This window comes from Trinickia dinghuensis, assembly GCF_003367175.1.
Lineage (GTDB): Bacteria > Pseudomonadota > Gammaproteobacteria > Burkholderiales > Burkholderiaceae > Trinickia > Trinickia dinghuensis.
The window spans coordinates 358,435-379,902 of record NZ_QRGA01000008.1 but is presented as its reverse complement, the minus strand read 5'-3'; the positions used below and the strand labels follow the sequence as shown (position 1 = coordinate 379,902).

At 63.4% G+C, this 21,468-nt stretch carries 18 protein-coding genes and 1 tRNA gene; 13 read left to right on the top strand and 6 right to left on the bottom strand.

Translation table 11 applies throughout. The annotated features are described in order from the left end of the window. Positions 1-17: 17 nt before the first annotated feature. From DWV00_RS16400 to DWV00_RS16385, 4 genes are all read left to right on the top strand, one after another. Positions 18-416: an integration host factor subunit alpha gene (locus DWV00_RS16400; RefSeq protein WP_115534626.1), complete on the top strand. Its 399-nt coding sequence runs from the start codon at positions 18-20 to the stop codon at positions 414-416. Between the two features lie 78 nt (positions 417-494). Continuing rightward, positions 495-941, top strand: a complete 447-nt coding sequence (locus DWV00_RS16395; protein WP_115534625.1) for a MerR family transcriptional regulator — start codon at positions 495-497, stop codon at positions 939-941. Positions 942-994: 53 nt separating this feature from the next. Next, positions 995-1,071: transfer RNA gene (locus tag DWV00_RS16390), tRNA-Pro, on the top strand. Between the two features lie 256 nt (positions 1,072-1,327). Next, complete coding sequence (locus tag DWV00_RS16385) at positions 1,328-2,425, top strand: porin (protein WP_115534624.1); 1,098 nt, start codon at positions 1,328-1,330, stop codon at positions 2,423-2,425. 139 nt (positions 2,426-2,564) lie between these two features. Here the strand turns inward: DWV00_RS16385 and DWV00_RS16380 are convergent, their stop codons facing one another. Beyond that, positions 2,565-3,041 (bottom strand): hypothetical protein, encoded by a 477-nt coding sequence (locus DWV00_RS16380; protein ID WP_115534623.1) that lies wholly within the window; start codon positions 3,039-3,041, stop codon positions 2,565-2,567. 477 nt (positions 3,042-3,518) lie between these two features. On the opposite strand from DWV00_RS16380, the gene DWV00_RS16375 reads away from it, so the two are divergent. The 3 genes from DWV00_RS16375 (at position 3,519) to DWV00_RS16365 (ending at position 8,215) form a co-directional block, all read left to right on the top strand. Beyond that, positions 3,519-4,883: a 2-hydroxycarboxylate transporter family protein gene (locus tag DWV00_RS16375; protein ID WP_115534622.1), complete on the top strand. Its 1,365-nt coding sequence runs from the start codon at positions 3,519-3,521 to the stop codon at positions 4,881-4,883. 73 nt (positions 4,884-4,956) lie between these two features. Continuing rightward, complete coding sequence (locus tag DWV00_RS16370; RefSeq protein ID WP_115534621.1) at positions 4,957-6,840, top strand: ATP-binding protein; 1,884 nt, start codon at positions 4,957-4,959, stop codon at positions 6,838-6,840. Further along, positions 6,830-8,215: a sigma-54-dependent transcriptional regulator gene (locus tag DWV00_RS16365; RefSeq protein WP_115534620.1), complete on the top strand. Its 1,386-nt coding sequence runs from the start codon at positions 6,830-6,832 to the stop codon at positions 8,213-8,215. Before DWV00_RS16370 ends, DWV00_RS16365 begins: the two co-directional genes overlap by 11 nt. 52 nt (positions 8,216-8,267) lie before the next feature. Here DWV00_RS16365 and DWV00_RS16360 read toward each other — a convergent pair whose 3' ends face one another. Then, positions 8,268-8,633, bottom strand: coding sequence for a hypothetical protein (locus tag DWV00_RS16360; protein WP_115534619.1), 366 nt, complete (start codon positions 8,631-8,633; stop codon positions 8,268-8,270). Positions 8,634-9,375: 742 nt separating this feature from the next. Here DWV00_RS16360 and DWV00_RS16355 point away from each other — a divergent pair. The 5 genes from DWV00_RS16355 to DWV00_RS16335 all read left to right on the top strand — a co-directional run bounded on the left by DWV00_RS16355 (position 9,376) and on the right by DWV00_RS16335 (position 17,039). Continuing rightward, positions 9,376-9,468, top strand: a complete 93-nt coding sequence (locus DWV00_RS16355; RefSeq protein WP_115534677.1) for a potassium-transporting ATPase subunit F — start codon at positions 9,376-9,378, stop codon at positions 9,466-9,468. Next, the gene (gene kdpA / locus DWV00_RS16350; RefSeq protein ID WP_115534618.1) at positions 9,465-11,270 is read left to right on the top strand and encodes a potassium-transporting ATPase subunit KdpA; all 1,806 of its coding nucleotides are present in this window, start codon (positions 9,465-9,467) and stop codon (positions 11,268-11,270) included. The genes DWV00_RS16355 and kdpA overlap by 4 nt, the downstream gene beginning before the upstream one ends. Positions 11,271-11,283: 13 nt before the next feature. Continuing rightward, positions 11,284-13,413 carry a potassium-transporting ATPase subunit KdpB gene (kdpB, locus tag DWV00_RS16345; protein WP_115534617.1) on the top strand — a complete coding sequence of 710 codons (2,130 nt, stop codon included), beginning with the start codon at positions 11,284-11,286 and terminating at the stop codon, positions 13,411-13,413. 121 nt (positions 13,414-13,534) lie between these two features. Then, positions 13,535-14,116 carry a potassium-transporting ATPase subunit KdpC gene (gene kdpC / locus DWV00_RS16340; protein WP_115534616.1) on the top strand — a complete coding sequence of 194 codons (582 nt, stop codon included), beginning with the start codon at positions 13,535-13,537 and terminating at the stop codon, positions 14,114-14,116. Positions 14,117-14,153: 37 nt separating this feature from the next. Continuing rightward, positions 14,154-17,039: a DUF4118 domain-containing protein gene (locus DWV00_RS16335; protein WP_115534615.1), complete on the top strand. Its 2,886-nt coding sequence runs from the start codon at positions 14,154-14,156 to the stop codon at positions 17,037-17,039. A 164-nt stretch (positions 17,040-17,203) separates the two neighbouring features. Here DWV00_RS16335 and DWV00_RS16325 read toward each other — a convergent pair whose 3' ends face one another. The 4 genes from DWV00_RS16325 to DWV00_RS16310 all read right to left on the bottom strand — a co-directional run bounded on the left by DWV00_RS16325 (position 17,204) and on the right by DWV00_RS16310 (position 20,539). After that, a complete protein-coding gene (locus tag DWV00_RS16325) occupies positions 17,204-17,491 on the bottom strand; it encodes a hypothetical protein (protein WP_115534614.1) in 288 nt (95 codons plus the stop codon). A gap of 72 nt (positions 17,492-17,563) precedes the next feature. Continuing rightward, positions 17,564-18,073 (bottom strand): ureidoglycolate lyase, encoded by a 510-nt coding sequence (locus DWV00_RS16320; protein ID WP_115534613.1) that lies wholly within the window; start codon positions 18,071-18,073, stop codon positions 17,564-17,566. 10 nt (positions 18,074-18,083) lie between these two features. Then, positions 18,084-19,094, bottom strand: a complete 1,011-nt coding sequence (alc, locus tag DWV00_RS16315; RefSeq protein ID WP_115534612.1) for an allantoicase — start codon at positions 19,092-19,094, stop codon at positions 18,084-18,086. Positions 19,095-19,213: 119 nt separating this feature from the next. Further along, on the bottom strand, positions 19,214-20,539 hold the full coding sequence (locus DWV00_RS16310) for a C4-dicarboxylate transporter DctA (RefSeq protein ID WP_115534611.1): 1,326 nt from the start codon (positions 20,537-20,539) through the stop codon (positions 19,214-19,216). 217 nt (positions 20,540-20,756) lie between these two features. Here DWV00_RS16310 and DWV00_RS16305 point away from each other — a divergent pair, with 217 nt between their 5' ends. Beyond that, complete coding sequence (locus tag DWV00_RS16305) at positions 20,757-21,461, top strand: FadR/GntR family transcriptional regulator (RefSeq protein WP_115534610.1); 705 nt, start codon at positions 20,757-20,759, stop codon at positions 21,459-21,461. Positions 21,462-21,468 lie beyond the last annotated feature (7 nt).

Sequence of the window (21,468 nt, the reverse complement as noted above, 5' to 3'; positions counted from 1 at the left end):
AGTCGCCGTTTTTAGACATGAACGAAATGAACTCGAGTGATTTCGAAGCCCTACTTGCGGCGCAGCGTGGCGCCATGATTCGCGAGATACCGACATCGTCCATCGGCGTATCCACTTCAACGGAAACGCCGACACTGACCAAAGCCGAATTGGCCGAGTTGCTGTTCGACAATGTGGGATTGAACAAGCGCGAAGCCAAGGACATGGTCGAGGCGTTTTTCGATGTAATCCGCGATGCGCTCGAAGGGGGAGACAGCGTGAAGCTGTCGGGCTTCGGCAATTTTCAGTTGCGTGACAAGCCCCAGCGTCCGGGGCGCAATCCCAAGACGGGCGAGGCGATTCCGATCGCGGCGCGCCGTGTCGTGACGTTCCACGCCAGTCAAAAGCTGAAGGCGCTAGTCGAAAGCGGCGCTTGAGGCGGTTTGGCCTCGCGTGGGAATCGCGAGATTTCCGACGCGTTGCTGCGCGCCTTTTACCACGACGGTTAACCGACGATGACTACGACGGTCGAAAAAGTCGTCTTGCCCCCGATCCCGGCGAAGCGGTACTTCACCATCGGTGAAGTGAGCGAGCTGTGCGGCGTCAAGCCGCACGTGCTGCGCTACTGGGAACAGGAGTTCACGCAACTGCGGCCGGTGAAGCGCCGCGGCAACCGTCGCTACTATCAGCATCACGAGGTGCTGCTCATCCGCCGTATCCGCGAACTGCTTTATGAGCAGGGCTTCACGATCAACGGCGCGCGCAACAAACTCGACGCGCGCGGCGCGGTGATCGACGACGAAGCGGGCGCGAAGCCGGAGCAGGAAGGGCAGCCGAAGCAGAGTGAGGATGCATCGCCGTCGCAGTCGCCATCGTTATCGTCTCAAGAGGCGGGTGCGAATGTCGACGTCGTACGGCTGCGAAAGGATCTGATCGGCATCGTCGAACTGCTGCGCAGATAGTTTCGCGTAGGTGGTTCTAATCGGTGAAAGTGTCTGTTATACTCTCATGCTTTCGGGGCGTAGCGCAGCCTGGTAGCGTACCTGCATGGGGTGCAGGTGGTCGGAGGTTCAAATCCTCTCGCCCCGACCAGGAATATGAAGGACTTACGGTGAAAGCCGTAAGTCCTTTTTTCGTTTCTGGCGGCTGCGTGCTCGGTCTGCATGCGATGGGTTTTCTTAACGCCGGAGCGCCCATCTGATTTCCTTATACGGTGCATTTAATTTTCACGTTCGACCCGCTACCCGGGTTGCATAAAAATTCGCGCGTGCTCGGCTGAAGCCGGGTACAAGCGGACCGCAACCGGGGTGGATCGTTGCGGAGCGAATCGGATCAACGTGGATATTCGATGAAAAAACTATTTGGTGGGGCGGCGCTCGCCCTCGTTTGCTGTGGGGCGTACGCTCAGTCGAGCGTGACGATGTACGGCTTGATCGATGAAGCGGTTCGCTTCCAGACATCGGGTGCCGGCAATACGGTCGGGCTCAACGAAGGCGCGATCAACGGCACGCGTTTCGGCTTCAAAGGCAGCGAGGAGCTCGGCGGTGGTTCGCGCGCGATCTTTCAACTCGAATCGGGCTACAACGTAGGCACCGGCAAATCCGATCAGCAGCAGCAACTGTTCGGCCGCTTCGCGTGGGTCGGATTGCAGAACGACAAGTTCGGCACGGTCAGACTCGGCCGTCAATACGGCGGCGTCTATAGCTTCTACGCGTTCAACTTCGATCCGATCGGCGGCGGCAACGTCAATGCCGTCGACTGGTCGCTGTTCCTCACTGGCATCCGCTTCGACAACACCGTCGAATACGACAACAAATTCGGCCCCGCGGTGCTGACGCTTCAGCATTCGCTAGGCGGGCAGCCCGGCAGCACCGCATCGGGCAGCACGACGACGGCCTCGCTGATCTATAACTTCAGCGGCGGCAAGGTCGGCATCGCCGGCGCCGAATCGAAGGACGGCGGCGGCCATAAACTGCTCATCGGCTCGGCGGGCGGTACGTACGCGTGGGGGCCGGTGGGCCTCTACCTGTACGGGATCGACGCACGCCGCGATGCAGGTTTCAACGTTGCCGGGACGAATACGGGCGGACCGCTCTCGAATACGAACATCATCAGCAACGCGACGACCCAATTCGGCACGCAGACGGCCGCTCGCGACGACGTGTTCGTACGCGTAGGCGCGACGTATCAACCCGCGGCTCAATGGCGCTTCATCGCGTCGTATGCCTACGACCACGCGAACAACGTCGCACCCGGCCGCAACGGGACGATACAGGGCGTGTACGGGATCGCCGATTACATTCTCAGCAAACGGACGGATATCTACGTCGAAGTCGACCATAGCCATCTTGCCGGCGCATCGGTCAACGACCCGAACGGGCCGCTGACGTTCGCGGGCAGCGCGAACAATTTCGGGGCGAGCGTCAGCTTGCGCCAGGTGTTCTGAGATTGCGATTGAGACTGTGAGGTTGAGGTTTGACGCCGGTCCAATGCCCTGTGCCGGCGTTTTCAGCGGGCGCGCATTGCGCGCGCCCGGCTTTTTGTTTCTGTGTTTGCTGTTCACTCGGCAGTACGACGGAGACGGGCTAGTCCTTCATCCGAATCGGCGTCTGCTGGCCTTGCTGAAAAGCCGAAATGACCGTCTGAGTCATCCCCAGGTGAGAAGATTGCGCCGCATAGTAGGCGCCGACCACCATCCCGCATACCGCGATGATGATTGTGGATGCCGCCATCCACAAGTGTGTGGTCAGGTGCGACGTGCGCTCCAGCGCAGCATCCGCCCGTTGAATAAACATGTCGAATCGCTCGTTTTGCGCGGTGTATCGTTCGCCAAATCGCTTGTCCTGCTCGGTCCATCGTTCGTCGAATCGCTTGTTCTGCTCTTGGAGTTGTCCGTCGAACAGCTTGTTCTGCTCTTTGAGTTGTTCGTCGAATAGCTTGTTGCGTTCCTCGAACCGCTTGCAGAACGCATCGAACTTCTCATCCATACGTCGCTCGCGCTCCTCGGAGCGGATCTCGGCGGCATCCATCCGAGCGATCAAAGCATTGACGCGTCCATCCATCCGAGACTCGATGGCCTCGATCCGCGCCTCGAACGCTTCTCGTGTTGGGGTACTCATGTCCGGTAATCCAATGGCGAAAGGTTGTGCCTCTGTGGGATTCGGCTCTTCCCAGCGCTTTGTTGATTCCCTAAAACAGTCGCTTCGGTTTATTGCGCCTAACGGGGCCGCCCCGAAGCATGAGTAACGGATGGCACGCTTCGGTTCCAACTCACTCGTATGAGTATTACGTGCTCCGCCGACGCGTCCGGCTCGAATCTCAGCCATCCCATCAGGCGAATTCTGAACTCTCAGAATTTTGCGTCCGATGGAGCGCATGAAGTCTAAAAAATATAAATAAAATCAGTTACTTATATTGATATCACCACGCTGACCAACTGGCATAGGCCTTGCAATTCTGGGCGTCCAATAGGTATCGGACCGTCACATGGAAGCGATCGCGACGATCCGCGCCGACACCTCGAATCAAGGAGACATGTTTTGCCATCCACTTCGCCCGCCTCGAGCCATCCGCAAGCCCTATCCGCCGCGGGCTCCGCCAATAAAACCCGCTTCTGGCCTGAAGGCTGGTGGAAGCTGATGGAGTATCGAATCGGCATCATCCCGCTGCCGATCTACTTCGTCTTGCTCGCCCTCATCGCGACCTTCGCGATCAAGGGAAAGGTGCCCGGCGAGATCTCGATGGCGATCGCCGTCCTCGCGTTCTGCGGCTTTACCTGCGCCGAGATCGGCAAGCGCCTGCCGGTGCTGCGCAATATCGGCGCCGCCGCGATCTGCGCGACCTTCGTGCCGTCGGCGCTCAACTACTATCACCTGCTGCCCAAGCCGGTGCTCGGCCTGACGGTCGAGTTCACCAAATCGACCAACTTCCTCTATCTGTTCATCGCGTCGATCATCGTCGGCAGCATCTTGAGCATGGACCGGCGCGTGCTGATTCGCGGCTTCCTCAAGATCTTCGTGCCGCTGGCGGCGGGGTCGATTGCCGCGGCAGGCGTGGGCACCGCGGTCGGCGCCATGCTCGGGCTCGGCGTGCGCCATACGCTGCTTTTCATCGTCGTGCCGATCATGGCGGGCGGTGTCGGCGAAGGGGCGATCCCGCTGTCGGTGGGATATTCGGAAATCCTGCATCTGCCGCAAGGTCAACTGTTCGCACAAGTGCTTCCGCCGGTCATGCTGGGCAGCCTGACCGCGATCATTCTGGCCGGTGCGCTCGACATGCTGGGCAAGCGCTTTCCGCACCTGACCGGGCAGGGGCGCCTGCAAGTGGGCGAGTCCGACGAAATGGATCCGGTCGAGCAGGAGATTCGCGGCCATGTCGACGTCACGCATATCGCCGCGGCCGGCATCACCGCCATCACGCTGTACTTGGTCGGCTTGATGTGCCGCGATCTGTTCGGTCTGCCCGCACCGGTCGCCATGCTGTTCCTCGCGGTGCTCGTGAAGCTCGCGCGCGCGGTGTCGCCGCCGCTGCAGGAAGGAGCGTTCGTCGTCTATAAGTTCTTCTCGACCGCCGTGACGTACCCGCTGCTGTTCGCGATCGGCGTCGCGATGACACCGTGGGACAAATTGACGGCCGCTTTCACGCTGGCCAATACCGTCACGATCGTCGCCACGGTGACGACGCTGATGGGCACGGGCTTCGTGGCCGGCCGCCTATTGAAGATGTACCCTATCGATACGGCGATCGTGAACGCGTGCCATAGCGGGCAGGGCGGCACGGGCGATGTCGCGATTCTGACCGCGGCCAACCGGATGCAACTGATGCCGTTCGCGCAGATCGCCACGCGTATCGGCGGCGCAATCGTGGTGACGCTGACGCTGATCTTGCTGGCCCACTTCGGCTGATGCTCGATCCGGCCGATCCTCGCGATGGCGCTGCAATGCGCATGCACATTCCGACTTCCGGCATGGTCCATCGATGAGGGCGAAGTTGCGTACGAGCATAACGAGCAAACGGTTCTGGGGATGGGCGGCGGCGGCGGTTCTGTACTTCGGTGCGGCCGCGGCTGCCGCCGAATTCACGTGGGATCGCGCAATCGATGCACTGGCGGAGGCGGGCGAGCATCGGCTCGACCTCTACGCGGCCAGCTTGAAAAGCGAATTGAATCGCTTCGAGACGACGCCCTCCATCGTCGCCCGTCAGGACAGCGTTCGGGCATTGCTGGCGGCGCCTCACGCTCCGCCCGAGTCGCTGCATGCGGTGAACGCCTATCTCGAAGCAGTCAATCGCGACACCGGCAGCCTCGCCACTTACGTGATCGATCGCGAAGGTTCCGTGATCGCGGCCAGCAACTGGAATCAGGCGCGCAGCTTCATCGGCACCAACGTCTCGTATCGGCCGTATTTCAAGGATGCGCTCGCGAGCGGGACGGGGCGCTTTTTCGGCATCGGCACCAACACGGGGATGCCCGGCTTGTACTTCGCGAGCGCGGTGCGGGACGCGGGGGCGGCAACGGGGGCGGTGGCGGTCAAGATCAGCGTCGATGCGCTCGAATCGGCATGGCGAATGCCGGACGAAGCCGCCATGGTGGTCGACGGCAACGGGGTGATCGTCATCTCGACCGTGCCCGGGTGGAAGTTCACGTCGATGCGGCCCATTACCGCGCAGCGGCAACGCGCGATTGAAGCTTCGCAGCAATACGCCGGCCGCGCCGTCGATCCTTTGCCGTATCGCCGAGTGGATGAGTGGAGCCGCACGGCATGGCTCGGGCGCTTTCCCGATTGGCGCGCGCCCGGCCGCGGCGCCGAGTATCTCGTCGTATCGCGGCCTCTGCCGGAAGCAGGCGATTCGTTGATGGTGCTGCAGGGCATCGCGGGTGCTTATCGGCAGGAGCATCTCGCCGTCGCGTTCGTGACCGGCGCCTTCCTGATCGCCGCGCTCTATGGGCTGTATGCGGGCCAGCGCCGCAGGACAATTGCGGAGAAGCTCAAGTCGCAAGATGCCCTGCGCCGCGCAAACGACCAACTGGAGTTGACGGTCGCGCAGCGTACCGCGGCGCTGACGGCCGCCAACGAAAGAATGCAGCGTGAAATCCTGGAGCGCGAATCGACCGAGCAGCGCCTGCGCGATTCGCAGCAGGAGGTCGTGCATGCGGGCAAGCTCGCGGTGCTTGGGCAAATGGCGGCGGGGCTCACGCACGAGATCAATCAGCCGCTCGTCGCGATCAGAACGCTGTGCGACAACGCGCGCACGTTCTTCGAGCGCGATCAGCCGGCGCAAGCCATCTCCAATTTGGCGCGCATCGCGCGTCTGGTCGAAAGCATGGCGGTGCTGACGAGCGAGCTGAAAGCCTTCGCCCGCAAGCCGGATGTCGAGCGAGTGGCCGTTTCGCTGGGCGAAGTCGTCGCTCACGCGCGACTCATGTACGAGACACGGATTCGCGACGAGGCGGTGCGGCTCGACGTGAACATACCGCCGGGTACGATGGTGTGCGCGGAATCGAGCCAGCTGCAGCAAGTGATCGTCAATCTGCTCGGCAATGCTCTCGATGCGATTCGCGATGCCGAGCAGCGCATCATCCGCATCGAGGCGGCACCGTCGGACCGACATCCGGGCCGCGTGCTGTTCACGATCGAGGACAGCGGGAGCGGCATTGCGCCGGAAGTGCTCGCACACCTGTTCGAGCCGTTCGTCACGACCAAACCGAGAGGCCAGGGGCTGGGTCTGGGCCTCGCGATTACGTCGCGCATCTTGGAGGGGTTGGGGGCGAAGATCCAGGGCGCGAACCGCGAGGACGGCGGAGCACGATTCAGTATTGAATTTGCGGCGGCGACGTCGCTCAGGGCGGAACATGGAAGATGAGATTCGAGTGTTGGTCGTGGAGGACGACGAGAACGTCCGCGTTGGCGTCGAGCAGGCTGTTGCATTGGCGGGATATCCGGTAGCCGCGTACGAGTCGGCGAGCGAGGCCCTTTCGCAAGTCGCACCGGGCGCGCCGCTCGTGGTCGTGTCGGATCTGAAGATGCCGGGCATGGACGGGATGCAGCTGCTTGCGGGCGTGCTCGAGATCGATCCTCAGATCCCCGTGGTCCTGATCAGCGGGCACGCGGATATTTCGACTGCTGTCGGTGCCATGCAGGTTGGCGCCTACGACTTCATCGAGAAGCCGTTTTCATCCGATCACATCGCCGGCAGGGTCGCTCGTGCGGTCGAAAAGCGTCGTCTGACGCTCGAAGTGCAGGGTCTGCGCGCCGCGCTCGATAACTGGCAGGGAATCGAAGCGCTCGTGCTCGGCAAGTCGCCGGCGATGGCCGAGGTGCGCAAGAAGATTCTCCGGCTTGCCGGCACGTCCGTATCGGTGCTGATTACGGGCGAGACCGGTACCGGCAAGGAACTGATTGCACGCAGCCTGCACGACTTCGGCGGGCGCCGCGACCGGCATTTCGTCGCGCTCAACTGCGGCGGTTTGCCGGAGCAGATTTTCGAAAGCGAACTGTTCGGTCACGAAGCCGGTGCCTTTACCGGAGCGATCAAGAAGCGGGTGGGCAAGGTCGAGTGGGCCGACGGCGGGACGCTCTTTCTCGACGAGATCGAAACGATGCCGGTTTCGCTCCAGATCAAGATGCTGCGGGTATTGCAGGAGCGCGTGGTCGAGCGGCTGGGCGCGAACGAGCCGATTCCGGTCGACTGCAGGGTGGTGGCGGCGTCCAAGGCCGATCTGGCGGAGTTGTCAGCCGATGGGCGCTTTCGCGCCGATTTGCTTTACCGGCTCAACGTCGCGCAAATCGAACTACCCCCGTTGAGGGAGCGCCGCGAAGACGTGCCTCTGCTCTTCGAACATTTCGTGCTCGCGGCCGCGCGCAAATTCGAGCAGCCCGCTCCGATCGTGTCGGCATCTCAGGTGTCCGAATTGATGACGCATCAGTGGCCGGGCAACGTGCGCGAACTGCAGAACGTGGCGGACAGGTTCGTGCTCGGACTGACGGGCGACACGCTGCTCGGCGCGAGCGGCGGCGGCAGTGGCGCCGGTGGCAAAACCGGAACGCTGGCGCAGCAGTTGGCTTACTTCGAGCGCATGCTGATCGAGGACATGCTGCGGCGGCACAATGGGAGCGTGGCGGATGCCAGCGTGGAGCTGGGCATGCCGAAGAAAACGCTTTATCACAAGCTTCGACAGCTCAAGATCGTTGCGCGCGATGCGCAGAGCGAAGGCGGAGAGACGACCGGCAACGAGTAGCAAGGGTAGGCGCGGGCGTGGATCGTATCGATATCCGGCTCGCTCGAACACGCTACTCCTTTAACGGCGCCTGAGTTTGTTGGCCTTGCTGGAATGCCGAAATCACCGTCTGAGCGATGCCTAGGTGCGACGATTGTGTTGCGTAGTAGGCTGCGACGACGGTTCCTATTACAGCAACGATGACCGTCGATGCGGCTAGCCACATGTGAGATTTGAGATTAGAGGCGCTTTGTGCCGCGGCAGTGGCTTGTTGGAATTGCAGTTCGAGCCGCTTATCGCGCTCGTCCAGCCGCTTGTCGCGCTCGTCCAGCCGCCTGTCGCGCTCGGCGGACATGACCACGAAACGCTGCAGCCTTTCTTCGGCAAGCGCCGTATAGGCATCCAACCTCGCGCCTATCGCAGCGACCCGCGCATCCATTCGTGATTCGATGGCTTCGATGCGTGCGTCGAATTCGTCTCGTGTCGGGGTGCTCATTGCTTCCGCTCTCGTACAGGTCCGGATCTCGATTTCGCCGCCGCTTTCCCCGGAGCCGATCGGTTCCGAGACATGGGGCAATGGCGGTTGATTCTTTGGCATGAGTAACGCCTAGCGCTTTTTGGTTCCAATTCGTAGGCGATATCGAGGCGACTCGATCGCGTTCGTGGTCGCCGGGTTCGGCATGGGCGCACGTTGCGGCCCGGAAGCCTGAAAGTGCCGACAAGACCGGCCAAATCGAGTCGGTGATGTACTACGAGCTGACGAGCGGAGACGATACGTACGGTATCGTGCTCGACAATCTGGCGCCGATTCAGCCGACGTACGGGACGTTCCAAAGCTTCGTCCAGCAGCACGCGGACGTTTGATTTCGGTGCGATAGCGCCTCGGCGCTGGCGATGCGGAGCCTGAAACGAGAGACGGGAATCCGTCTACGTTTCGGGCTTTTTTCGTTCGAGCGTCCCGCGAAGCCTCTCGTTTACGCGTTTTTTACACGCCCCCCATCACTCTTATCGTGGCGTTTACGCGATCTCCTCTACGCTCCAGGCTGTCCTGATCCGCTACGGGAGAACACCAAAATGGACTTCATTTATTTAGTCGGCATAGCCATTTTCTTGGGGCTATGCGTGGCGCTGACGGCCGGCTGCGAAAAGCTGCGCGGCCGCGGACCGGGAGGTCGGCCGTGATTGCCTGGATGCTGTGGCTCGCTGGAGCTTCGACGCTGCTTTTGCTGGCGTACCTCGTCTACGCGCTGCTGCGCGCGGAGGACCTCGAATGAACGCCAATAACTTTCTTCAAACCGCTCTGTTCATCGTCGTATTGATCGCGCTGGCCTTCCCGGTCGGCCGGTACATGACGTCCGTGCTCGACGGCTCGTCCGTCGTCGTGCGCAAGCTCAGTGCAATCGAGCGGCTGCTCTACAAGATCGCCGGCGTCGATGCGAACGCCGAAATGTCGTGGAAGCACTATGCGATCGCGGTGCTGCTGTTCAATGCACTGGGCGCACTGGCCGTATACGGCTTTCTGCGTCTGCAGCAGTGGCTGCCCGCCAACCCGCAGGCGTTTGGACCGATGACGCCCGACGCGGCCTTCGATACGGCCGTCAGCTTCGTGACGAACACGAACTGGCAGGACTATACGCCCGAGGCGACCGTCAGCTATTTGACGCAGATGGCCGGCTTGTCCGTGCAGAACTTCTTGTCCGCGGCGACGGGTATTGCCGTCGTCATCGCGCTGATTCGCGGCTTCGCGCGTCATACCGTGCAGACGATCGGCAACTTTTGGGTCGATCTCACGCGCATCACGCTCTACATTCTTGCGCCGCTCGCGACGATCATCGCGCTGGTGTTCATCAGTCAAGGCGCGATTCAGAACTTCAAGTCGTATCAGGACGTGCCGACGTTGCAGGTCACGACGTATCAAGTGCAAAAGACCGACGCGCAAGGCAACCCGGTGAAGGATGCGAAGGGCAATCCGGTCATGCAGGACGCGAAGGCCGACAAGCAGACGATCGCGATGGGCCCCGTTGCCTCGCAGGAAGCGATCAAGATGCTCGGCACGAACGGCGGCGGCTTCTTCAACGCCAACTCCGCGCACCCGTACGAGAACCCGACGCCGCTGTCGAACTTCGTGCAGATTCTGTCGATCCTGATCATTCCGGCAGGGCTGTGCGTCGTGTTCGGCCGGATGGTCGGCGATCGCCGCCAAGGCTATGCCGTGCTGGCTGCGATGACGATCGCGTTCTCCATCGCGTGCTGGGGAGAGATTTCCGCCGAGCAAGCCGGCAATCCGCTGTTTACGTCGCTGCACGTCGATCAGAGCGCGACGGCTCTGCAGCCGGGCGGCAACGCGGAAGGCAAGGAAGTACGCTTCGGCATCGCGCAGACGGGCATCTTCACGGTCGCGACGACGGCTGCGTCTTGCGGCGCCGTGGATGCCATGCACGACTCGCTCACCCCCCTCGGCGGTCTCGTTCCGATGCTGCTGATTCAGCTCGGCGAGGTCATCTTCGGCGGTGTCGGCTCAGGCCTGTACGGGATGCTCGTGTTCGCGCTGCTGGCCGTCTTCGTCGCAGGCCTGATGATCGGCCGCACGCCCGAGTACGTCGGCAAGAAGATCGAGTCGTACGAAATGAAGATGGTCTCGATCGCGATTCTGTTGACGCCGTTCCTCGTGCTCGTCGGGACCTCGATCGCTGTATTGACGCCCCTCGGCACGGGAGGCATCGCGAATCCGGGAGCGCACGGTTTCTCCGAGATCCTTTACGCGTTCAGTTCCGCCGCCAACAACAACGGCAGCGCGTTTGCGGGGCTCTCGGTGAATACGCCGTTCTACAACGTGCTGCTGGCAATCGCCATGTGGTTCGGCCGCTTCGGCACGATCGTGCCGGTGCTCGCCATCGCCGGTTCGCTCGCGAACAAGAAGCGCATCGCCGCGACCTCCGGCACGCTGCCGACCCATGGGCCGCTGTTCGTCGTGCTGCTGCTCGGCACGCTCGTGCTCGTGGGCGCCCTCACTTACGTGCCGGCATTGGCGCTCGGCCCCGTCGCCGAACATCTCACGATGATCTCGGGTCATTGATTTCGAGGAAAGCATGACTACTGTCACTCAACCGCCTGTCCATCGCCCCGACAATCTCGGGCAGGCACGTAACGCCGCGCGGTCGATGTTCGACCCGGCGCTCGTGAAGCCCGCGATCGTCGATGCGTTCAAGAAGCTCGGGCCGCGCACGCAGTTGCGCAACCCGGTGATGTTCTGCGTCTACATCGGCAGCATTCTGACCACGATCCTCTGGATCGCGGCGCTCGCGGGCCAGGCCGAGGCCCCGGCGGGGTTCATTCTTGCCGTCTCGCTGTGGCTCTGGTTCACGGTGCTGTTCGCGAACTTCGCCGAAGCGCTCGCGGAAGGGCGTTCGAAGGCCCAAGCCGCATCGCTTCGCAGCGCAAAGCACAACGTGATGGCGAAGAAGCTGAACGAGCCGCATCCGAAGGCGCCGGTCCTGCTCGTCACGTCCACCGATCTGCGCAAGGGCGACGTCGTGCTGATCGAATCCGGCGACACGATTCCGGCCGACGGCGAAGTCATCGACGGCGTCGCTTCCGTCGACGAATCGGCGATCACGGGCGAATCGGCGCCGGTCATCCGCGAATCGGGCGGCGACTTCTCGTCGGTGACGGGCGGCACGCGCGTGCTGTCGGACTGGATCGTCGTGCGCGTGAGCGTGAACCCCGGCGAGGCGTTTCTCGACCGCATGATCGCGATGGTGGAGGGCGCCAAGCGTCAAAAGACTCCGAACGAAATCGCGCTGACGATTCTGCTCGTGGCGCTGACGCTCGTGCTGCTGTTCGCGACTGCCACGCTGCTCCCGTTCTCGATCTTCTCGGTGGCCGCCGCCAAGGCGGGCCACGTCGTGACGATCACGGCGCTCGTCGCGCTGCTCGTCTGCCTGATTCCGACGACGATCGGCGGCTTGCTGTCGGCGATCGGCGTGGCGGGCATGAGCCGGATGATGCAGGCGAACGTCATCGCCACGTCGGGCCGTGCCGTGGAAGCAGCCGGCGACGTCGACGTGCTGCTGCTGGACAAGACGGGCACGATTACGCTCGGCAACCGGCAGGCATCGGCATTCGTGCCGGCGCCCGGCGTCACGGAAGAGGCGCTGGCCGATGCGGCGCAACTGTCGTCGCTGGCCGACGAAACGCCGGAAGGCCGCAGCATCGTCGTGCTGGCGAAGCAGCGTTTCAACATTCGTGAACGCGACATGCACGCGTTGAACGCGATCTTTCTCGCCTTCACCGCGCAAACGCGGATGAGCGGCGTCGATCTGCCCAACCGCGAGATCCGAAAAGGAGCCTCGAGCGCGGTGAAGGCGTACGTCGAAGACAACGGCGGCCGCTACCCGCAAGAAGTGATGAAGGCCGTCGACGACGTCGCGCGCCGCGGTAGCACGCCGCTCGTCGTGGCCGAGAAGGCGAGCGGCGTGGCGCGCGTTCTAGGTGTGATCGAGCTGAAGGACATCGTCAAGGGCGGCATCAAGGAGCGTTTCGCCGAGTTGCGCAAGATGGGCATCAAGACGGTGATGATCACGGGCGACAATCGGCTGACGGCCGCCGCGATCGCGGCGGAGGCGGGTGTCGACGATTTCCTTGCCGAAGCGACGCCGGAAGCGAAGCTGAAGATGATCCGCACGCATCAGTCGGAAGGCCGCCTCGTCGCGATGACGGGCGACGGCACCAACGATGCGCCGGCGCTCGCACAGGCCGACGTGGCAGTTGCGATGAACACGGGTACGCAGGCGGCGAAAGAGGCCGGCAACATGGTCGACCTCGACTCGAATCCGACGAAGCTCATCGAAATCGTCGAAATCGGCAAGCAGATGCTGATGACGCGCGGCTCGTTGACCACGTTCTCGATCGCCAACGACGTGGCCAAGTACTTCGCCATCATCCCGGCGGCATTCGCGACGACATATCCGCAATTGCGCGTGCTCGACATCATGCACCTGCACTCGCCGGCGTCGGCGATCCTGTCGGCCGTGATCTTCAACGCGCTGATCATCGTCTTCTTGATCCCGCTCGCGTTGAAGGGCGTGAAGTACCGCGCGCTCGGCGCCGCGTCGCTGTTGCGCCGCAATCTGCTGATCTACGGTCTCGGGGGCATCCTGCTGCCGTTCCCGTTCATCAAGCTGATCGACATGCTGATCACGGCGATGGGCTGGGCTTGATTTTAGGTTTGAACTTGATCCTCGCTCGACGGTAGCTATCGCGGGCCCGGCCGGCGATCGGAAGCGATCCGGCCGAATGGGCGGGCCCTCTTGGAACATCATTTGTTTGAATCGAACGACCATGAAAAATCTGCTGAGACCCGTGCTGGTGCTGTTTGCCGCATTGACGGTGGTCACGGGCATCGTCTATCCGGTCGTCGTCACGGCGATCGGCCAGGCCGTCTTTCCGCATCGAGCGAACGGCAGCTTGATCGAGAAAGACGGCAAGGCGGTCGGCTCCGAGCTGATCGGACAGCAATTCGACGCGCCCGGCTACTTCTGGGGCCGTCTGTCCGCGACGACGCCGAATCCTTATAACGCCCAGAACTCGGGTGGCTCGAACCTGGGCCCGACGAACCCGGCGCTCGCCGACGAAGTGAAAGGGCGCTTGAGCGCGCTGCACGATGCGGATCCGAAGAATACGCTGCCGGTCCCGGTCGATCTCGTCACGTCCTCTGCCAGCGGCTTGGATCCCGATATCTCGCCGGCCGCGGCAGCCTATCAATCGTCACGCGTGGCCAAGGCGCGAGGCTTGAACGCCGGCCAAGTCGACACGCTGATCGCGCGGAACACCTCCGGGCGGCAATGGGGCGTGCTCGGCGAGCCGCGCGTGAACGTGCTGAAGCTCAATCTGGCCCTGGATCAACTGAAACCGCTACACTGAACGGATTGATTCGGTTATGGCGAAGTGAAGACTTCTTATGGAACGCCCCGATCCCGATGCGCTGCTCGACAAGATTCAGCGCGATGAGGAAAAGCGCCACCGCGGCCGGCTGAAGGTATTCTTCGGTGCATCGGCGGGTGTCGGCAAGACGTTCGCGATGCTGCAGGCCGCGCGCCGCAGGCTCGAGGAAGGCGTCGACGTCGTCGTCGGCCTCGTCGAGACGCACGGGCGCAAGGAAACGCTCGCGTTGCTCGACGGGCTCGACATCCTGCCGTCGGCGCGCTTCGAACATCGCGGGCGCCAGCTCGCGGAGTTCGATCTCGACGCGGCGCTCGCGCGCAAGCCGGAGTTGATTCTCGTCGACGAACTCGCGCATTCCAACGTCCAAGGCTCGCGTCATCTGAAGCGCTGGCAAGACGTGCACGAGCTGCTCGATGCGGGGATCGACGTCTATACGACCGTCAACGTTCAGCATCTGGAAAGCTTGAACGACGTGGTCGGGCAAATCACCGGCATTCGCGTCTGGGAAACCGTGCCGGATCGCGTCTTCGATTTGGCCGATGAAGTCACGCTCGTGGATCTGCCGGCCGAGGAATTGCTCGATCGCCTGCGCGAGGGCAAGGTCTATCTGCCGCATCAAGCGGAAAATGCCGTTCGCAACTTCTTCCGCAAAGGCAATCTCATTGCCTTGCGTGAGCTCGCGCTGCGGCGCACGGCCGATCGCGTCGATGCGCAGATGCGCGAGTATCGCGCCGATCAGTCGATCGAGCGCATTTGGCAGGCGCGCGAGCGGATCATTGTCTGCGTGGGGGCAGGGCCCGAGAGCACGACGCTCGTGCGCGCCGCCGCGCGTCTCGCTTCCAGCCTGAAGGCGGACTGGCTCGCCGTGTACGTCGAGACGCCGAAGCTGCAGCGGTTGCCGGACGCCATCCGCAAACGCACGCTCGACGCGTTGAAGCTCGCGTCCGAATTGGGCGCTGAGACCGTGACGCTGCAAGGGCCCGATGCAACGCTGACGCTGATCGCGTACGCGCGCATGCGCAACGTCTCGAAGCTCGTCGTGGGCGCGGCCCCGATGTCCGGGTGGCGCGGGTGGCTGCGGCGCTCGACGGGCGAGCGGCTGATTCGCGAGGCACGCGACATCGACGTGACGCTCGTCAATTCGGGCACGGTGCGCGAGACGGCCGAGCGCGGCGAAGCGGTGGCGCGCTTAGCCGGCATCGGCGCCGGAAGCGGCCGCTCCACATTCGTTTCGTACTCCTACGCGTTCGGCATTTGCGCCGCGATCACGATCGTCGAAAGCTTCTTCGTCGATCATATTTCGCTCGCGAATCTGGTCATGCTTTATCTGCTCGGCACGATCTTCACGGCCGCGAAGCTGGGGCGCGGGCCGGGCGTGATGTTTTCGTTTCTTGGCGTGGCGGCATTCGATTTCTTTTTCGTCCCGCCGCGCATGTCGTTTACGGTGTCCGACACGCAGTACCTGCTGACGTTCGGCGTGATGCTGATGACGTCGCTCACGATCAGCCATTTGACGGCGAGCCTGCAGCGCCAGGCGCGCATTGCGACGATGCGCGAACGCCGGACCGGCGCGATGTTCGCGATGGCGCGCGAGCTCGGCGCCGCACTGCAGACGGCTCAGATCATCGAAGTCGGCACCCGCCATGTCGCCGAAGTATTTCAAGCGCGCGTGGCGATTTTGCTGCCCGACAGCGGCGAGAAGGTTCGGCAAAAGATCGAAAACCCCGACGAGGCGCTGACGCTCGACGCATCGACCGTCGATTTGGATATTGCGCAGTGGGTCTACGACCAGCAAAAGAATGCGGGCCACGGCACCGACACGCTGCCGGCCGCTCCCGCGCTCTATCTGCCGCTGAAGGCGCCGATGCGCACGCGCGGCGTGATCGCGATTCTGTCGCCGCGCATGGAAGAGCTCGAGATCCCGGAGCAGCGCCGCATGATCGATACGTTCGCGTCGCAGATCGCGTTGGCGCTCGAGCGTGTGCACTATGTCGAGATTGCCCAGGATGCGCTCGTCAGCATGGAATCGGAGCGATTGCGCAACTCGCTGCTTTCGGCGATCTCGCACGACTTGCGCACGCCGTTGACGTCGATCGTGGGGTTTGCGTCGATGCTCGCGGAAGCGCCGGGCGGCGGGCCGTTGGGCGAGCGCGAGCAGGAGCTGGCCGATGCGATCCACGACGAGGCACTGCGCATGACGGGGCTCGTGACGAACCTGCTCGACATGGCGCGGCTGCAGGAAGGCAGCATGCGGCTCAATCGGCAATGGTCGTCGATCGAGGAAGTGGTCGGCTCGGCGCTGTCGGGGTGCCGCCGCATGCTGGCGGGGCGGACGATCGAGGCGCGCGTGCCGCCCGATCTGCCGCTCGTGCAGCTCGACGCCGTGCTCGTCGAACGGCTCTTCGCTAACTTGCTCGAGAACGCGTCGAAGTACACGCCGGCCGCGTCGCGGATCTCGATCGTGGCGTCCACACGGGAGGGGGAAGCGGGTGGCGAGCGCTACGTCAAAGTGGAAGTGCAGGATAGCGGGCCGGGATTGCCGGCCGGGATGGAATCGCGCTTGTTCGAGAAGTTTACGCGCGGCGAGAAGGAGTCGGCCAAGCCGGGCATCGGTTTGGGCTTGGCGATCTGCCGGGCGATCGTCGAGGCGCACGGCGGGCAAATTGGCGCGGACAATCGTTGCGACGCCGCCGGGGCGGTGATCGGGGCGGCGTTCTGGTTTACGTTGCCGGCGACCGACGCGCCGACGATCGAGACCGAGGCGATCGAAGATGACGAACCGGGAGAAGGGGCTCAAGGCGCGGCGCCGCCCTCCGCATCACCGGCATCGCCGGATAGCGCGGTCAGGGAGCCGTCCGCATCGGTCCCGCAGTCGGATCCCGAGTCAGCGAACAGAACATAGAGCACCCATGTCGGAATCCACGATTACCGTCGTCCTGATCAAGGACGACAAAGCCATTCGCCGCTTCGTGCAGGCGTCGCTCGAATCCGAGAACGTCCGCGTGATCGAGGCGGAATTGGGCCGCCGAGGCCTCTCGCTCGCGGCCAGCGCACGGCCCGATCTCGTCATTGTCGATTGCTGCTGGAGCTTTGAGGCTCGATCTCGAAGCTTTCCGCTTCCTGGCGCTCGCGCCGCTCTTCGTTGGCGCGCCGTGCCCTTAGCCGCTGACGGGACAGCACGGCGATCACCTCGCTCGTGCTGGCTCCGGCAGGCACTTCGTTACGGATGACGTTCGGCACCATCGGCAATCCGGAGCGTTGCCGGCGCAGCGCTCTGGAGATCGCCGTCCGGCACTCCTGCCCATGGCATTCCCATTCGTCGCGGCGTTTTCCGCAATAACGGCACTTGTCCATGCCAGCTATTTTACCGGCAATCGCCGAAGCGATCAGGGCGCGGGAAGGGGCGCCCCGGAACGCCCCGATTCCTCAACTCAAGGCGACTTCGTCGAATAGCAGCCGGTAGGGCCGCGCAAGTTCGATTTCGTCGCAGTTCGGCTGATTGCCCCCGCGATCGACGACGAGGAAGTCGGCGATGGCATCGAGCGCGATCAGCGGATGATGCCAGACACCGCGGGCGTAGTTCACGCCGACGCCGCCGGTGACGGCGAACGCGCGCATGCGCCGCTCGTCCAACGCTCCGCTCGGCGCGACGACGACGAGGTAGCGGACGTCGCCCAAGGGAATGAAGGCCTGGCTGCCGAGCGGGTGGCGCTCCATCATCGCGACTTCGAAAGGCAGCGTGCGCGGCTGCGCGCGAAAGACGTTGACGAGCGTTCGCCCGCCGGCTTCGCCGACGTCGATCGTCGCCAAATCGTGAAAGCGCTCGGTCGTGCCGCCGTTGATCGGGAAGCGGCGGGCGCCGTCCAGCGAGATGACGTCGCCGAACGGCGCGAACGCATCGCGCGTGAGAGGCTCGATAGCGAGCGTGGGGCTCATGGTGGGGTCCTTACTCGCCCCAGAGGCGCAGCCGCGATACGCCCCCGTCGGGGAAGATGTTGAACCGCACGTGCGTGACCGCGCCGATCGCCGCGATCTCGCGCTCGTAAAAGTGCCGGTTGTCCATTTGCAGCGATTGCTCGGGCAGCAAGACGGGCCAGAACATGGCTTGCGTCACGAGCGACTCGTCGGTGCCGCCGGTTACGTTGGCGGCCTGCAGCGAGCAGCGGTCGGGATAGTTGCCTTTGAAGAAGGCGGTGTCGACTTCGATCTTGCGGATCACGCCGGGGCGCGCGAGCGCGACGATCGCCCAATCGTTGCCCGGCTCGCGGCGCCGGCGGGTTTCCCATCCGTCGCCCATGTTCGCGCCGCGGCCCGGCATCAGCATATTGCTCGCCAGCCCGAAATGCTGGTTGTTCGCGCAGACGACGTGCGCGCCGTTCTCGGCGGCCGCGAGATCGACGAGCGAGTCGCCGGACGAAGAGGCGAGCGCATCTTCAAGCGCGGGCCGGCCGTAGATGCGCAGCCTGGCGACGCCGCCGTCGGGGAACAGCGTGATGCGAATGTGCGTGAACGTATCGGAGCCGCCGATGGCGAGGTAATGATGCTGATTGCCTTGCAGCGCCGTGGGCGGAACGAGCATGTGCCATGTCGCGTCGTCGGGCGGCAGCTCGCTCGTGCTTGCACAGGCTTCGATCGATGCCGCCGGCGGGAAATTACCCGTGAAATGGCTCGTGTCGATGTCGACGCCTTCGATCGTGCCGCGGCGAGCCAGTTTGACGACGCACGAATCCTGGCCCGTGGTGCGCTTGCGGCGCGTCTCCCAGCCGTCCATCCACTTGCCGTGATCGTCGTACTTGCCGGGGATGAACACAGCGGGCTGCGGGTCGAGCATGCGCTCCTTCGGCGCGAAGAATTCGTCGCTGGCAACGAGCGCTTTCGCGCCGAGGCGCGGATCGGCCAGATTCAGGCAGCGGCGTGTGAAGTCGGGCGCGTTGGGGTCGAGAGTCGGAATGGCCATGATAGATCGATTAGGAGTCCAAAATTGTGCTGCGGGAAGAGGCGGGGCGGCCTCTTCGGTCACGGAACGGTAGTGGGGGGGAGGCTGCCTGGCGGTCTAGCCGTGCTTCGAGCGGCGAATCAAACCGCGGCGGCACCGTGCGTGGGCGTTTCGAATTCCGGCATGGCGGCCGCGTCGACGAACTTCAGGGCGGGATCCTGGTTCAGCACGCGGCGGGCGCGCGCATGATCGATGTCGCGTTCCCAGGCTGCCACGACGACCGTCGCCACGCAGTTGCCGATCATGTTGGTGAGGGCGCGGGCAATGCCGACGAACCAGTCGACGGGAAGAATCAGCACGAGGCCGAGTACCGGGATCGCCGGAATGGCCGACAACGTCGCCGCGAGAATCACGATCGCCGAACCGGGAATGCCGTGCGCGCCCTTCGACGTGATCAGCGAGATCAAAACCACCACGAACAAATCGTGCATCGACAGCGGCGTGTTGGTTGCCTGGGCGATGAACAGGACGGCCAGCGTCAGGTAGATGGAGAAGCCGTCGAGATTGAACGAGTACCCGGTGGGAATCACGAGTCCGACCGTCGTATCCTTGATGCCCATCCATTCGAGCTTGCGCATGATCTGGGGCAGCACGGCGTCCGACGAGGCGGTGCCGAGCACGATGACGAGTTCTTCGCGCAGGTAGCGAACGAGCTTGAAGACGTTGAAACCCGCGAGCTTCATGACGATCCCGAGCACGACCACGACGAACACCGCGCAGCTCGCGTAGAAGACGAGCACGAGCAGGCCCAGTTGTTCGAGCGAAGCGACGCCGTAGGTGCCCGTCGTGAAGGCGATGGCGCCGAGCACGCCGAGGGGCGCGAGCTTGATGATGAAGCCCATGATGCGGAAGAACACCTGGGCGAGCTCGTCGATCAGCGAACTCACGCGTTTGGCCTTGTCGCCGAGCAGCGACAGCGCCGAACCGAACAGCACGGCGAACACGAGCACTTGCAGGATGTCGCCTTTGGCGAATGCATCGAAGGCGGTCGACGGGATGATCTTCAGCAGAAACGCGGCGACGTCCTTCAGGCTCTTGGCATGCTCGGTATAGGTCGTCAGCGCTTGAGGATCGAGCGAGCGAACGTCGACGTTCATGCCGGCGCCCGGCTTGAGCACGAGGGCGAGCACGGCGCCGATCATCAGCGCGATCGTGGTCATGGCTTCGAAGTAGACGATGGCCTTGCCGCCCACGCGGCCCACCTTCTTCAAGTTGCCGGCACCGGCGATCCCGCTCACGACCACGCAGAAAACGATCGGTCCGATGATCATCGTGATCAATTTGAGGAAGCCGTCTCCGAACGGCCGCAGCGATTGCGCGAAGTGCGGGAATAGTGCGCCGATCGCGATGCCGGCGACGAGCGCGATCATCACGCGGCCGAACAGCGAGTTGAAAAATCTGAGCACGGCTTTCTCCAGAACAAGGTAGTAGCGGGCGGGAAATCATCTGGTCTAACTGGTAAGACCGGAAGACTTATGGCGAAGATTAGGAAACCGATATAGTCGCGTCAAGCCTGGCGACGGTAGGTGTATACCCGTCGATCATGACCGGAAGAAGGCTGGGCGCGGGCAGCCGGGCGGCGCCGCGCTACAATGCTGGTCCGACCAGGCGATTTTTCGGCCCATGAGAAGCAATACCCAGACGGTGACGGAAGCCGCAACCGAGACGATCCGCGAGCGTATCGAGCGCGGCGAGTATCCGGTCGGCAGCGCATTGCCCGCGCAGCGGCAGCTCTCGGAAGAGCTCGACATCAGCCGCGCGGCGCTGCGCGAGGCGCTCTCCACGCTCGAGGCGGTCGGCATGCTGACGATCCGCGCGGGCAAGGGCGTGTATGTGCAAAGCGCACGGGCGGAGGCGGGGCCCGCATGGCGATTTGCCGAACAGTCGTCGCTGCCCGATACCTATCAGGTCCGTTATGCGCTCGAAGGATTCGCGGCGCGCATGGCCGCGCTGGCGATGACGGACGAGGTGATCGAATGGCTCGAAGAGAACATGGCCCAGCTGCACGAGGCGCTGATCGAGGGCGATCTCGATACCGCGGCCCGGCTCGATTTCGCGTTTCACATGCGCATCGTTGCCGTCGCGGCCAACGGCGCGATCGAGGCGATTCTGCGCAGCAGCAGCGAAATCATGAAGGAGAGCCAGCGCTTGCCGTTTTATCGGCGCGAGCTGCTGCAGTCGACGTATCGCGAGCATCGCGCGGTTCTCGATGCCTTGAAGGCGCGCGACTGCGAAGCGGCGGGGCGCAGTATCGAGGCGCACATCACGGCCGCGGCGCAGCGGGCCGGCGTGCATTTTCCGGCGCCCCCGCGGGCCGACGTCGATTGACGCGGCC

Excerpts from the sequence above, each read along its gene's own strand:
- DWV00_RS16380 (WP_115534623.1), bottom strand. The coding sequence starts at position 3,041 with ATGGATGGACGCGTCAATGCTTTGATCGCTCGGATGGATGCCGCCGAG.
- DWV00_RS16305 (WP_115534610.1), top strand. The coding sequence starts at position 20,757 with ATGAGAAGCAATACCCAGACGGTGACGGAAGCCGCAACCGAGACGATC.
- DWV00_RS16385 (WP_115534624.1), top strand. The coding sequence starts at position 1,328 with ATGAAAAAACTATTTGGTGGGGCGGCGCTCGCCCTCGTTTGCTGTGGG.
- kdpA (WP_115534618.1), top strand. The coding sequence starts at position 9,465 with ATGAACGCCAATAACTTTCTTCAAACCGCTCTGTTCATCGTCGTATTG.
- DWV00_RS16370 (WP_115534621.1), top strand. The coding sequence starts at position 4,957 with ATGAGGGCGAAGTTGCGTACGAGCATAACGAGCAAACGGTTCTGGGGA.
- DWV00_RS16400 (WP_115534626.1), top strand. The coding sequence starts at position 18 with ATGAACGAAATGAACTCGAGTGATTTCGAAGCCCTACTTGCGGCGCAG.
- kdpB (WP_115534617.1), top strand. The coding sequence starts at position 11,284 with ATGACTACTGTCACTCAACCGCCTGTCCATCGCCCCGACAATCTCGGG.
- DWV00_RS16365 (WP_115534620.1), top strand. The coding sequence starts at position 6,830 with ATGGAAGATGAGATTCGAGTGTTGGTCGTGGAGGACGACGAGAACGTC.
- DWV00_RS16335 (WP_115534615.1), top strand. The coding sequence starts at position 14,154 with ATGGAACGCCCCGATCCCGATGCGCTGCTCGACAAGATTCAGCGCGAT.
- DWV00_RS16325 (WP_115534614.1), bottom strand. The coding sequence starts at position 17,491 with ATGGACAAGTGCCGTTATTGCGGAAAACGCCGCGACGAATGGGAATGC.
- alc (WP_115534612.1), bottom strand. The coding sequence starts at position 19,094 with ATGGCCATTCCGACTCTCGACCCCAACGCGCCCGACTTCACACGCCGC.
- DWV00_RS16395 (WP_115534625.1), top strand. The coding sequence starts at position 495 with ATGACTACGACGGTCGAAAAAGTCGTCTTGCCCCCGATCCCGGCGAAG.
- DWV00_RS16360 (WP_115534619.1), bottom strand. The coding sequence starts at position 8,633 with ATGGATGCGCGGGTCGCTGCGATAGGCGCGAGGTTGGATGCCTATACG.
- DWV00_RS16320 (WP_115534613.1), bottom strand. The coding sequence starts at position 18,073 with ATGAGCCCCACGCTCGCTATCGAGCCTCTCACGCGCGATGCGTTCGCG.
- kdpC (WP_115534616.1), top strand. The coding sequence starts at position 13,535 with ATGAAAAATCTGCTGAGACCCGTGCTGGTGCTGTTTGCCGCATTGACG.